Source organism: Marinobacterium jannaschii DSM 6295 (assembly GCF_000620085.1).
Lineage (GTDB): Bacteria > Pseudomonadota > Gammaproteobacteria > Pseudomonadales > Balneatricaceae > Pontibacterium > Pontibacterium jannaschii.
Window position 1 is genome coordinate 257924 of sequence record NZ_JHVJ01000004.1, and the last position, 11965, is coordinate 269888.

Below are 11965 nucleotides of genomic sequence, written 5' to 3' on the forward strand. Positions count from 1 at the left end.
TTAAGATAAATTGGTAGGCGACTGCTACTATCTGTAATACCCTTAAAAATCAATGCTAAGGTCGCGTGGCCTCGGCGCAGGTTGCTGCAAGGGGATGCCTGTATGATGTTGAGTTTAAGAAAAATTATAATAAAGAACTTTGTTCTTCCTGGTGCTATATGCGTGCTGGGTTCGACAAACCTGTCTGCAGCTGAGACCCCGGCTGGAGCTGAACCGGCAGCCGACACGTCTGATGATTCCACCATGGAGTGGCTGATCGAAAAGCGGCATGACTGGTCAGATCGGTTTCATTCGATGGCGGCGTCCATCGATGAATATTTTGCCGGAGAGGATTCCCTGGGACTGGAGAACAAAAGCTATGTCCGCCTGCGTCTTGGCGCGCGCTGGGAGGAGGGCGAAAGAGTCGGTGAAGATACGGATCTGAAGGTCCGTATTGATCTGCCAATCACCAAAAAACGCTGGAAGCTGTTTATTGAAAACCAGCTGGATGAGTTTGAGGATTTCGATAGCCGTAATCGTGCAGATCTGATTCGTCCCGAAAGCCGCGATGATAGTTTTTATGGTGGTATCAGCGGTGAGAAAGAGACCGAAAACTGGCAGCTACGGCCAGAGCTTGGGGTTAAGCTGCGCTTCCCGGTGGATCTGTTTACCCGCTTTCGGGCTACCCGGCCGATCGAGATTGAAGGCCCCTGGGAGGGCCAGTTCAGGCAGTCTGTGTATTACTTCCATCAGGAAGGCTTTGGTGCCCGCAGCCGACTCTCGTTCCAGCGCCCTTGGGGTGATCAGTTTCTCTGGCGCACCAGCAGCGAGGCTGAATGGCAGGATGAGGGCGAGGAGTTTAACCTGGCCCAGGTGTTTGGCCTGAATCATATTCTCAACGAAGACCAGGCCCTGGCATATGAGGTGGGCCTGTTAGGTGAGCGAGATCCGTCACTAAAGTTGAGCAGCTACTACGCTAACGTGCGTTTCCGCCAGCGCCTGCATGAAGACTGGCTGTTTTTTGATGTGATTCCGGGGGTGAGCTGGCCTCGGGATAAGGACTTCGATTCAGTAGTCTCACTGACGGCCCGGGTTGAGATCCTGTTTTCCAAGGGCCTTTAGTCCGGGCCGCGGATGCGCATCGCTAATGTCATTTGCAGGCGATACACTTGCCCCAGAGAATTAGGGAGCAGGTTATGAGCGGCAATATTGAAGTGGTGTTGTTTGATCTCGGCGGTGTACTGATCGAGCTGCAGGGACAGCCTGTGAAGAACGAGTGGCTGCGTCACCCGGAAGATCATGAGCGCAACTGGGCTCGCTGGTTGCGTTCACCGGCAGCCCAGGCGTTTGAGCGGGGAGAGTCCGGTCCTGATGCCTTTGCAGAAGCTGTGATAGCTGAAATGGACCTGACAGTGGATGCCGATACCTTTATCGAACATTTCACCTGGTGGCCAAAAGGGTTGTTTCCGGGCACGCTGGCATTGCTGGAGCAGCTGCGTCAGATAGATCTGACCGTCGCGCTGTTTTCCAATATCAACCAACTGCACTGGCCGCGGGTGATGGACGAGATGCGGTTAGATGGCAAGTTCGACCACTACTTTGCGTCCCACCTGATCGGTAAGGCCAAACCCTGCGCGGATGCATTTCGTTATGTTGCCGGGCAGATGCAGGTTGCGCCTGGGTCAGTACTGTTTCTGGATGATAACCAGGTGAATGTGGACGGCGCTTTAGCCGCAGGAATGCAGGCGTTTGTTGTTAAGGGGATTGAACAGACGTGTGCCCTGTTAAGTGAAAAGGTAGCGCTCTAATACGTGGGTTTCGCTGTGCTCAACACCACGCTACGATCCTTCACACCGCAGCTGGCGGTGTGAAGGATTGGTGCCCCAATATCACTATCTCCACAATGTCTTGTCTTATTGTTGGGACTCGTAAGCTCTCTCACAACCGACAATTGCAGACAGCTTTGTAAATAGAACCCCGGCACGATGGCTGGGGTTCTTTGTTTACAGCGTTTATCCGCAGTGATCAGGCACCGACGATACCGCCATCCTTGCGGGTGACAACCATGATGGTTGAGCGCGGCTTGCTGTTTCCGCCTGCCGGGAAGTGGGACTCCTTACCTTTCTCGCCCGGGTGCTGAACGCCGACAAACATGCTGCGCTGGTCAGGGCTGAAGGTGAGGCCGGTGATCTCACAAGCGACCGGGCCGGTGGCGAAACGGCGGATTTCGCCGCTTTCCGGATCGGCGCAGAGCATCTGGTTGTTACCCATACCGGCGAAGTCACCTTTGTTTGAATAGTTGCCGTCTGTCTGGATCCAGAGGCGGCCACTGCGGTCAAAGCCGATACCGTCCGGGCTGTTGAACATGTTGTCGGTATTGATATTGCCGCTACCAGCATAAGCCGAACCGTTATGCACGCTCGGGTTACCCGCTACCAGGAACAGGTCCCACTTAAAGCTGTTGCTGGTGTGGTCTTCATTGTTCGGCCACCAACGAACGATCTGGCCATAGTGGTTGGCAGCACGCGGGTTAGGGCCACCAACGGGCTGACCCTCTTTCTTGCCCCGGTGCTTGTTATTGGTCAGGGTACAGCAGACAGATTTGTTGTTTGGATGCACCGCTACCCATTCCGGACGATCCATGGTGGTCGCACCGACAATGGTGGCGGCTTCACGGGCGAAGATCAGCACTTCGGCCTGGTCTGCGAAACCGTTTTCGGCGGTCAGGCCGTTCTTACCATGAGTCAGCTCAAGCCATTCACCCTGGCCTTTCAGTTCACCATCTTCAGCGTTGAAGCGGGCAACGTAGAGGGTACCTTCCTCCAGCAGATCGCGGTTCGCAATCTGGTCGTTCGGATTGAAGCGGTTTTTGGAAACGAACTTGTAGAGGTGCTCACCACGTTCGTCATCACCCAGATAAACCACGACGTGACCGCTGTTATCTACTGTCAGGGCGGCATTCTCATGCTTAAAGCGCCCCAGGGCCGTGCGTTTCTTCGGCGTTGAGGTTGGGTTCATCGGATCGATCTCGACCACCCAGCCATGACGGTTTGGTTCCTGTGGGTTTTTCGCCAGATCGAAGCGCTGATCGTGCTTGTACCACTGGTAGCGGGTCTCTTCTGCCTTCAGGCCGTAACGCTTCTGGTGAGCATCACGTTCGATCTCGGCATCGGTACCGAAGTAGTTATTGAAGTTCTCTTCGCAGGTCAGGTAGGTGCCCCAAGGCGTCTGACCGTTGGCGCAGTTGTTGAAAGTGCCCAGTACTTTCTTGCCGCTGGCATCGGCGGCTGTTTTTACCCGCGCGTGGCCGGCGACCGGTCCGGTCAGTTCCATCTCGGTATACGCAGTGATTCGACGGTTGAAGTCGGATACACGTTCATACTTCCACTGACCGTTGTCGTCTTTGCTGATTTCAAACACCGATACGCCGTGTGCCGCCTGGGCCTTTTTCACATCGTCGGCGGTCAGGGCGTCACCTTTATGGGCGAACAGCAGGTCGTAGTTGGTGTATTCGTTATTCACGGCCAGCACGGCACGGTTATCACCCAGCGGGAACAGGCTCATACCGTCAGTGTTGTCACCGAACTGTGCTGCCTGGGCAGCGGAATCCTGGCTGCCGGACTGATCGAAAACCGGTGCATTGCTCAGAATAGGATCACCCCAGGAGATCAGCGGGCGGGCTTCATAGCCTTCCGGTACGATAAAGCGGTCTGCGGTGCTGGCCGATACGGCCTTAAACCCCAGCAGTTTGCTTTTCATCGGAGTGCTTGCTGCAGCAACTGCCTGCGCCAGCGGCGTTGCGGCAAGGAACAGCCCCATGGCGGTCGCACCACCTTTTAGGAAACCACGGCGGCTGAGGCCGCGGTCGATAATCTGTTCAAAATCGGAAGACGGGTTCATATCCTTAGGGGTGCCTGTTGAGCTCATCACTGAATACCTGATTTTTGTTTACAGAAAACGACTCTGATGGCCGCTGAATTCCAGCTGGCAGAGATCGATTTTACTCTGTCAGCTTTGAGGTGCAGAGATTCTTACACCGCTTTATGTCAGGAATGAGACAGCTGGAAGGGGATGAGTACCAAAAAAACCAGCCCCGGACGGGGCTGGTTGGAAGGGGATGATTGATGCCGATCAGGCCGGGTTAGAGGTGCGCTCTTCACTCGGACCGAAGACTTCGGAATGACGGCGTGCTGCCGGGATGTCGCACTGGTCGAGCAGTTTTTCGATCGCGGCCATAAATGGCTGCGGGCCGCAGTAGTAAAATTCGGCTTCAGCCGGGCAGGATTGCAGGGTCGCCAGGTCGATGTAACCGAGCTGGTCGTAATCCGTTCCTTCCGTGGCATTATCGCCGTTTTCATAGAAGACCTTGCTGTCGAGCCAGTCCAGGTCGGCACTCAGGCTGCGGATATGCGCTGCAAAGGCATGGGTATCGCGGTTTCGGGTACCGTGAATCCAGTTGACCTGACGGCTTTTACCCTGCATCACCAGTTCGTTCAGCATACTCAGCAGTGGCGTGACGCCGACACCACCACTGATCAGTACTACCGGGGCTTCACTCTCATCGGCGAGGCAGAAATCTCCGGTAGGGGCGTGCAGCAATAGGCTGTCACCTGTGCTGATATGGTCGTGCAGGTAGTTTGAGGCCGTGCCGGCTGGCAGGTCTGCTGCCGGAGCCGGTTCCCGCTTGACGGAAATACGCAGAGCATCATGACCGGCGCAGTCAGACAGGCTGTACTGACGGATCTCTTCGTAGGCACCTTCGGCTGGCGTGATCTTGACGCTGATATACTGGCCACCCCTGAAGGCTGGCAGTGGCGCGCCATCTTCCGGCTGCAGGTAGAACGAGCTGATTTCGCTGCTCTGAACCTCTTTGCGTACCACGTTGAAGGGTTTAAAGCCGCGCCAGCCCCCTTCGGCATCAGCGGCTTCCTGATAAAGGCTGTCTTCTGCGCCGATCAGGATATCCGCCAGAGCGCCGTAGGCTTCGCCCCAGGCCTCCAGCACGGCATCAGTGGCTACTTCTTCACCGGCCACTTCCCGAATCGCCTTCAACAGGTTACGGCCAACAATCGGGTAGTGTTCAGGCTGAACATCCAGGCTGAAGTGCTTGGCGGCGATGCGGTTGACCATCGGCCCCAGCTCCTGAAGTTTTTCGATATTGGCGGCATAGGCCAGAATAGATGCAGCCAGGGTGGACTGCTGACGGCCATTGGCCTGACTGGCCATATTAAACACATGCTGCAGTTCCGGATTCTCAGCGAACAGCAGTTTGTAAAAGTGGGTTGTCAGCGCGACACCGTGCGCTTCCAGCAGAGGTACGGTTTGCTTAACGATGGCAATAGTTTCTGGTCTCACCCTGAAATCTCCTGTCAGCCGGGGATGAAATTTTTATAATGTAAAAAAAATACATTATTAGTCTAAAAGCTAAGACAAGCTGCTGGCAATACCCCGATGCAAAGAAAATAACCCTTTGTCGTGTGTGGGATATGGTGGGATCTGATTACGACAACTCGAATAATTGCGCTTTAGCTGCTGCCTATCACTCCCTAACAACCGGGAGATCGGTTAAGCTTGTGGCCTGAATTTTTGCTCAGTTGCCGGGTCGATGCCTGAGTTCTGTTCATGCAGCAACAGAACGGATGGGTGCAGGGTATTTGAGGGAGATAGCGGTTAGTTTAACGCTTTTTCTTAAAATCACCGCCTCAGGCATCTGCTGTCTAATTATTGGAAAGGAGCTCCCATGAAGGGATTACTCGAAGCGTTAATCGATACGTGTCTGGATTTATGGGATAAGGTACCCGGCGGTAAGCTGGTGCAGGGGGCAGTGGGCCTGGTGCTGGCCTATCTGTTGCTGGCGATTCCGGTTGGAGTCTACTGGAGCATCACTCCGGGAGCCTTTGATCCGGTGGCGGAAGCGAAAGCCGATGCCGAAACCAATAACCTGAAGCTGGCCACCGGGTACTCTACGGTATATAGCCTGAGCCGGGTGATGGATACCCTGCTGACTAAGCCCGGTGGCTATATTCACAATGATAAAACCGCACCGGGGATCTGGCTGGATAATATCTCTAACTGGGAGTACGGCGCGCTGGTACAGAGCCGTGACCTGACCCGTGCAATGCGTAAGGATTTCAGTCGCTCGCAGTCCCAGTCGGTGGAAATTGCAGAGCTGACCGATGCCGAGCCGAAATTTAACTTTGATGCTTCCAGCTGGCTGCTGCCGTCTTCAGAGTCTCAGTACAAAGAGGGTCTGGAAGCACTGACCAAGTACCGCATGGCACTGGGTAATCCTGATAAAAAGCAGGCACAGTTCTTTGCCCGCGTGGATAACCTGAATAACTGGCTGGGTGATGTGCAGACCCGCCTCGGCAGCCTTTCCCAGCGCCTTTCTGCCAGTGTTGGCCAGAAACGCGTCAATACGGACCTGGCGGGCGACCCGAGTGCCAGCCAGTCTACTGCCACTGCAGACGAGACCGAAGTGAAGACGCCGTGGCTGGAGATCGACGATGTCTTCTATGAAGCGCGTGGTTCCGCCTGGGCGATCCTGCATTTCATGAAAGCGGTCGAGCATGACTTTGGTCCGGCGCTGGATAAGAAAAATGCCCGTGTCAGCCTGCGTCAGATTATCAGGGAGCTGGAAGCGACTCAGGAAACGGTCTGGAGTCCGGTGGTTCTCAATGGCGGTGGCTTCGGCTTCTTTGCCAACCACTCGCTGGTGATGGCGAATTATATCTCCCGCGCCAATGCAGCGATTATCGACCTGCGTGAATTGCTGAACCGCGGTTAATAAGTGCAAGAGAGTGAGAAAGGGGAGCCGATGGCTCCCCTTTTTTGTCAGGCCCTCTTAGCAAGTTCGCGCTGCATTCACAGGTTTTTAGCGCAGTGCTCATGCAGTGAAACCCCACAGAAGGCGAGTTTACGACAGATCGCAACCTGTGACCGATCAACAACGACTAGCTGGCGAAAAGCTTCAACAGGGCAAACACCGCTAAGCCACTGATCATGGTAGGTAAAAGCCGGCGGGTCAGCAGAGCACAGCTTATTGCAGTAGCGGCGGCCAGCAGCTGATAGTTGCTCAGTGTAAGATCGATCTCTCCCTGACGGATCAGGGTGGTCGGTGCCACCATCGCGCTGAGAATTGCAATCGGGATAAAGGCCAGTAGCCGTTCTATCCGGACAGAGAGGCGTATCCGTCCGGCAATTCCCATCGGCAGATAGCGTGGCAGGAAGGTCAGCAGTGCCATCCCGGCGATCAACAGCCACTCATACATTTTCTGACTCCTCTGAATCCAGCAGCGCTGCGACCGCGATTGCCAGCAGGGCGCTGACCATCAGGCCCGTCTGATTAGGCCAGCTGGCCGTGATCAGGCTGCTGACGGTCGCCGTTATGGCACAGCCCCATTGAGCCCTGCTTTTGAGGGCCGGGACTACGATACCAATAAATATCACAATCATAGTGACCTCCAGTCCCCAGCTGCTGATATCAGGCAGCTGCAGTCCCAGCTGCATACCTGCAAAGGTACTGAGTGCCCAGCAGATATACATGGTCGCACCAGAGCCGAGATAGTAGCCCGGCAGTGAGTGGGTTTCGCCGGCTGCTATCCGGCGGGTTACCACGGCATAGGTCTCATCGTTCAGGCAGAAGGCCATTAACAGACGCAGGCGCTGGGGCAGTGCGCTGACTTCAGGTATCAGGCTGGTGGAATACAACAGGTGACGCAGGTTGACGATAAATACCGTCAACAGAATCACCGGCAGTGCAACGGAAGCCGCCAGCAGGCTGACAGCGATAAACTGTGATGCGCCGGCAAAAACGATAAGCGACATTCCCAGCGTGGCCGCGGCAGACAGGCCGGCATCCTGCGCCAGGGCGCCATATACCATTCCGAACGGGATTACCCCGGTCAGCAGTGGCAATGTATCCCGACAACCCTGCGTCGCCGGGGAGGGTAAGTGAGTTAGAACCTGTGACATAGAAACTCCTCTGTATTAAGGACAATCTACGTCAGACGTTAGTGTCGGTATTGTACGATATTGATGCGTCGTCTAACGCACGGCCTTGAGATAGCGGCCCGGAGTGACGCCGATGACCCGCTTGAAGTGCCGGCTGAAGTGGCTCTGATCGGTAAAGCCGCTGCCTGCAGCAACATCCACCAGTGACAGGCCGCTGCGCATCAGCTGCTTGGCATGCTGTAACCGGCGCATGATCTGGTAGGCGTGGGGAGGCAGCCCGACATGACGCTGAAACAGCCGGGTCAGGTAATGGGGGTTGAGCTCCACCCGGGCAGACAGGTCCGACAGGTTGATGTTTTCCAGGCAGTAGCTATCGATATACTCCCGCAGCAGTCTGACCTTATCCGGCGCCCGGCTGGTTTCCGGTAGTCCGCTGCGGCTATGGTTGTGGCGCTGGATCAGCGTGGTGACTACATTCAGGTAGGCGGTCTGGCGCTGCAGGCTGTTATCGCAATGCTGCAGCAGGTTGAACAGCTGGCGCAGGGCCTGTGCCAGCATCGGGTCATGCACTACCGGTTCCGCAAACCAGGGGATGCCTGCACCGGCCCCGAGTAGCTCGGCACCCACCGGAGCCAGCATTTCGGGCGTTGGGTACATCGCCCTGTAGGACCAGCCGTAATCGGTGGCACAATGGCCGTCATGGACCTGATCGGCATTGACGATGATAATGCTGTCGCGCGGTGCAATGTGGTTGGCACCGCCACGATAAAAGGTCTGGGCACCATGCTCAATTACGCCGATGCAGAACCCCTCATGGACATGACGGGAAAAGCATTGCTGGTGGTAATTAGCGTTCAGCAGTTCGAGTCCGCCCAGATCACTGGCATAGCGGAATTCAGCCTGCTCTTTGATAGCGGTTGTCATGGCGGCTCCTTTAAGATTGCAGTGTATCAGATCGGATTCAGGCAGGTTTTGTATGTTTTTGACTTCCAGAAGGAGAACAGCATGAGTGAGCAGCTGCCGATAGTGGCGACCCTGAAGGACGATGAGCGAGCTCAGCTGGCCTATGCCCGCCAGCTATTGGAAAACCCGGGACTGGCTGCGCGTCTCAGTGATCTGATTGGCAGTCCGGTTGAGGGACTGATTAAAAATCTGCCGACAGAGTGGCGGAATGGACTCAACCGCAATGTACAGCGGGCGCTGGAGAAAGCGCTTGATGCCGCATTGATGACGATTGATGAGAAGCGTGAAGTGGCCGCTTCGCCCCTCAGACATAAGCTGATGGTCGGGGCCAGCGGTGCCCTGGGTGGGGCGTTTGGCCTGGGGGCGTTGGCAATCGAATTGCCGATATCAACGACCCTGATACTGCGTTCTATCGCCGATATTGCCCGCTCGGAAGGGGAAGACCTGAGTGATCCTCAGGTACGGATGGCCTGTCTGGAAGTGTTTGCGCTTGGCGGGCGCAGTAGCAGTGATGACGGGGCTGAATCCGGTTATCTGGCGGTTCGGGCGGCATTAGCCCGGGCGGTATCCGATGCCTCCGGCTTTGTTGCCAGTCATAAGGTGGCGAAAGGCAGCACGCCGGTGATGGTGAAACTGCTGAGCGAGGTTGCCAGCCGTTTCGGCATTTCGGTATCCCAGAAAGCTGCAGCGCAGGCGGTACCTATTGTCGGCGGGGCCGGGGGGGCGCTGATTAACACCCTGTTTATGGATCACTTTCAGGATATGGCGCGGGGGCACTTTATTGTGCGGCAACTGGAGCGCAGCTATGGCGAGGCTGTCGTCAGGCAGGCCTATCAGTCGCTGCCTGACGATCGTGACGACATTCCCGCCTGATTCAGCCATTGGTCTGGTGCGGTCTGGCTAAATGACGACGCTGATCAGTTGGGGTGGGTCAGCTCGGGGTGATCTTCGAACCGGTCCAGCTGGTCCAGTGACGAGTCCACAATACAGTTGCTGAGGGCCCGGGCAAGGTCGGAGTTCAGGTTCCAGACGTGCCAGTAGAGCGGAATGGCCAGATAGAGGCCCGGTGTCATATCGAGAGCCCGGCCATCTTCCAGCATCCGGCGGCTCTGCTGATCGGGAACCATGCCACAGGCGTGGCCACGCAGAATCATCTCAAAGAATGTCTCTGATGAAGGGATGCGATGGCGCGGGTAGTCGCCGGGGCCAATGGAGAAGAACTTTTCCAGGTAACGGTTCTGCAGCTCGTCCTTATTATTAAATTCAGCCACCGGCGCGGTATGAAAGCCTTCAGAGTTTGCCCCATCCGGGAAATAGCGCTGCATATAGCCGGGACTGGCCAGGCAGTGGTAGGGCATCACGCCGAGTGGAATACAGCTGCAGCCCTGCATCGCATTCGGGCTGGCGGTAATACAGCCCAGTACCTCACCGGTGCGCAGCAGATGATGGGTCTGGTCCTGATCATCGATCTTAAGATCCAGCAGCAGATTCTGTTTTGCCAGCAGCGGCTCCATCGCATCCAGGAACCAGGTTTCCAGAGAGTCGGCATTGACTCCGATTGACACCCGGGTAAAGCCACTCTGCTGTTCGGGCGATAATTCCTGCAACAGCTCGTTTTCCAGCATGCTGACCTGGCGGTAATGTTTCAGGGCTTGCTGACCGGCCCGGGTGGCCTGAATCGGATTGGAACGCACCACCAGGGCCTGCCCCAGCTTATCCTCGAGCTGTCTGAGTCGCTGGGACACTGCGGACTGTGTGATATGAAGCTTCTGTGCGGCCTTATCGAAGCTTTGCTCTTCAATAACCGCTGCGAGTGCCGCCAGTTGGCGTAAATCTAACAAGATTAAATTCTCTTATGAAAGATGAAAAACATTAGTTTTACTTACTTTATCCGTTGGCAAACAATAGCGCTATTAATTTTGTAAGAGATCTGACGCAAATGAGTTTATTGCTAACAGCGCAGCTGATCGCTCTGATGAAAGGCTTGGCGACCAGTGCCGGACTGATTGTGGCGATTGGTGCACAGAACGCCTTTGTACTGACACAGGGATTGCGTCAGCAATACCACTGGCCGATCGCCGCCGTGTGCAGCTTTTTTGATGCACTGTTTATCTCGCTGGGTGTCGCCGGAATGGGCATACTGGTATCGCAATCGCCAACCCTGATGACGATCACCAGCTGGGGCGGGGCGTTGTTCCTGGGCTGGTATGGCTTCAATTCGATCCGATCTGCGCTGCAGAGCCACAGTTTAAAAGGGAATGCAGAGGGGGCGTCCAGCCTGCGTCATGCATTATTGACCGCGCTTGCGATCACTTTGCTTAATCCGCACGTTTACCTGGATACCGTGGTACTGATCGGCAGTATCGGAGGACAGTTTGCACCAGAGGAACGGGTTTGGTTCTCTGCCGGTGCGATCAGCTTTTCCTTTATCTGGTTTTTCGGCCTGAGCCTTGGGGCACGCTGGCTGGCACCGCTGTTTGCCAAACCGATTGCATGGCGGGTGCTGGATCTGATCGTCGGCCTGACAATGTGGAGTATCGCTGCGAGTTTGATTTTTTAGATCGATTAATGGATCGGCGCGGGGATTCGTGGGTTTCGCTGCGCTCAACACCACGCTACTGCAGGCGGTAGCGTGGGTTGAGTTACGAAACCCAGGGAGTGATTAAACCTCGGTTTTCAGGGTTTCCTGATAGGGAGGCCAGCCCATTGGTTTACCACCCAGAACGTGCAGGTGGATGTGGTAAACGGTCTGGCCGCCGTGCGGATTGCAGTTGAAGACGGTGCGGTAACCGTCGGCAGCGAAGCCTTTCTCTGCTGCGACCTTGCCAGCGACCTGTACCATATGGCCGACCAGTTCGCGGTCTTCGTCTCCGATATCGTTCAGGGTGGCGATATGTTTACGCGGAATGACCAGGAAGTGGCTAGGGGCCTGAGGGTTGATATCGTTAAAGGCGATCACTTTATCGTCTTCGTAGATTACCTCGGCTGGGATCTCATTAGCGTTGATTTTGCAGAACAAGCAATCCATAACGGTGGTCTCTCCTGATATATGACGGAAACGCCGTGCCGG

General features: G+C 55.6%; 12 protein-coding genes. 5 read left to right on the top strand and 7 right to left on the bottom strand.

The window, feature by feature from the left end; translation table 11 throughout:
* Window positions 1–162 precede the first annotated feature (162 nt).
* Both Q354_RS0102820 and Q354_RS0102825 read left to right on the top strand, forming a co-directional pair.
* Window positions 163–1101: a hypothetical protein gene (locus tag Q354_RS0102820; protein WP_027856296.1), complete on the top strand. Its 939-nt coding sequence runs from the start codon at window positions 163–165 to the stop codon at window positions 1099–1101.
* 74 nt (window positions 1102–1175) lie between these two features.
* A complete protein-coding gene (locus Q354_RS0102825) occupies window positions 1176–1787 on the top strand; it encodes an HAD family hydrolase (RefSeq protein ID WP_027856297.1) in 612 nt (203 codons plus the stop codon).
* A 217-nt stretch (window positions 1788–2004) separates the two neighbouring features.
* On the opposite strand, the gene Q354_RS0102830 is transcribed toward Q354_RS0102825, so the two are convergent.
* Both Q354_RS0102830 and hmpA read right to left on the bottom strand, forming a co-directional pair.
* A complete protein-coding gene (locus Q354_RS0102830; RefSeq protein WP_051559837.1) occupies window positions 2005–3906 on the bottom strand; it encodes a PhoX family protein in 1902 nt (633 codons plus the stop codon).
* 204 nt (window positions 3907–4110) lie between these two features.
* On the bottom strand, window positions 4111–5334 hold the full coding sequence (gene hmpA, locus Q354_RS0102835) for an NO-inducible flavohemoprotein (RefSeq protein ID WP_027856299.1): 1224 nt from the start codon (window positions 5332–5334) through the stop codon (window positions 4111–4113).
* Window positions 5335–5719: 385 nt separating this feature from the next.
* Here hmpA and Q354_RS0102840 point away from each other — a divergent pair, with 385 nt between their 5' ends.
* On the top strand, window positions 5720–6766 hold the full coding sequence (locus tag Q354_RS0102840; protein WP_036228324.1) for a DUF2333 family protein: 1047 nt from the start codon (window positions 5720–5722) through the stop codon (window positions 6764–6766).
* A gap of 166 nt (window positions 6767–6932) precedes the next feature.
* On the opposite strand, the gene Q354_RS0102845 is transcribed toward Q354_RS0102840, so the two are convergent.
* From Q354_RS0102845 to Q354_RS0102855, 3 genes are all read right to left on the bottom strand, one after another.
* Entirely contained in the window at window positions 6933–7250 is a 318-nt protein-coding gene (locus tag Q354_RS0102845) for an AzlD domain-containing protein (protein WP_027856301.1), read from the bottom strand.
* Window positions 7243–7953, bottom strand: a complete 711-nt coding sequence (locus Q354_RS24380; protein WP_036228326.1) for an AzlC family ABC transporter permease — start codon at window positions 7951–7953, stop codon at window positions 7243–7245. Before Q354_RS24380 ends, Q354_RS0102845 begins: the two co-directional genes overlap by 8 nt.
* A gap of 72 nt (window positions 7954–8025) precedes the next feature.
* Entirely contained in the window at window positions 8026–8856 is an 831-nt protein-coding gene (locus Q354_RS0102855; RefSeq protein ID WP_027856302.1) for an AraC family transcriptional regulator, read from the bottom strand.
* A gap of 81 nt (window positions 8857–8937) precedes the next feature.
* Between Q354_RS0102855 and Q354_RS0102860 the strand changes: the two genes are divergently transcribed.
* Complete coding sequence (locus tag Q354_RS0102860) at window positions 8938–9768, top strand: EcsC family protein (protein ID WP_027856303.1); 831 nt, start codon at window positions 8938–8940, stop codon at window positions 9766–9768.
* A 44-nt stretch (window positions 9769–9812) separates the two neighbouring features.
* Here the strand turns inward: Q354_RS0102860 and Q354_RS0102865 are convergent, their stop codons facing one another.
* Window positions 9813–10736: a LysR family transcriptional regulator ArgP gene (locus tag Q354_RS0102865; RefSeq protein WP_027856304.1), complete on the bottom strand. Its 924-nt coding sequence runs from the start codon at window positions 10734–10736 to the stop codon at window positions 9813–9815.
* Between the two features lie 98 nt (window positions 10737–10834).
* Between Q354_RS0102865 and Q354_RS0102870 the strand changes: the two genes are divergently transcribed.
* Entirely contained in the window at window positions 10835–11455 is a 621-nt protein-coding gene (locus Q354_RS0102870) for a LysE/ArgO family amino acid transporter (RefSeq protein ID WP_036228331.1), read from the top strand.
* 102 nt (window positions 11456–11557) lie between these two features.
* Here Q354_RS0102870 and Q354_RS0102875 read toward each other — a convergent pair whose 3' ends face one another.
* Window positions 11558–11923, bottom strand: coding sequence for a histidine triad nucleotide-binding protein (locus tag Q354_RS0102875; protein ID WP_027856306.1), 366 nt, complete (start codon window positions 11921–11923; stop codon window positions 11558–11560).
* Window positions 11924–11965: the final 42 nt, after the last annotated feature.

What these genes read in the sequence shown, in the direction of transcription:
- Q354_RS0102870 (WP_036228331.1), top strand. Translation starts at nt 10,835, where the DNA reads ATGAGTTTATTGCTAACAGCGCAGCTGATCGCTCTGATGAAAGGCTTG.
- Q354_RS24380 (WP_036228326.1), bottom strand. Translation starts at nt 7,953, where the DNA reads ATGTCACAGGTTCTAACTCACTTACCCTCCCCGGCGACGCAGGGTTGT.
- Q354_RS0102840 (WP_036228324.1), top strand. Translation starts at nt 5,720, where the DNA reads ATGAAGGGATTACTCGAAGCGTTAATCGATACGTGTCTGGATTTATGG.
- Q354_RS0102875 (WP_027856306.1), bottom strand. Translation starts at nt 11,923, where the DNA reads ATGGATTGCTTGTTCTGCAAAATCAACGCTAATGAGATCCCAGCCGAG.
- Q354_RS0102855 (WP_027856302.1), bottom strand. Translation starts at nt 8,856, where the DNA reads ATGACAACCGCTATCAAAGAGCAGGCTGAATTCCGCTATGCCAGTGAT.
- Q354_RS0102860 (WP_027856303.1), top strand. Translation starts at nt 8,938, where the DNA reads ATGAGTGAGCAGCTGCCGATAGTGGCGACCCTGAAGGACGATGAGCGA.
- Q354_RS0102830 (WP_051559837.1), bottom strand. Translation starts at nt 3,906, where the DNA reads ATGAGCTCAACAGGCACCCCTAAGGATATGAACCCGTCTTCCGATTTT.
- Q354_RS0102825 (WP_027856297.1), top strand. Translation starts at nt 1,176, where the DNA reads ATGAGCGGCAATATTGAAGTGGTGTTGTTTGATCTCGGCGGTGTACTG.
- Q354_RS0102845 (WP_027856301.1), bottom strand. Translation starts at nt 7,250, where the DNA reads ATGTATGAGTGGCTGTTGATCGCCGGGATGGCACTGCTGACCTTCCTG.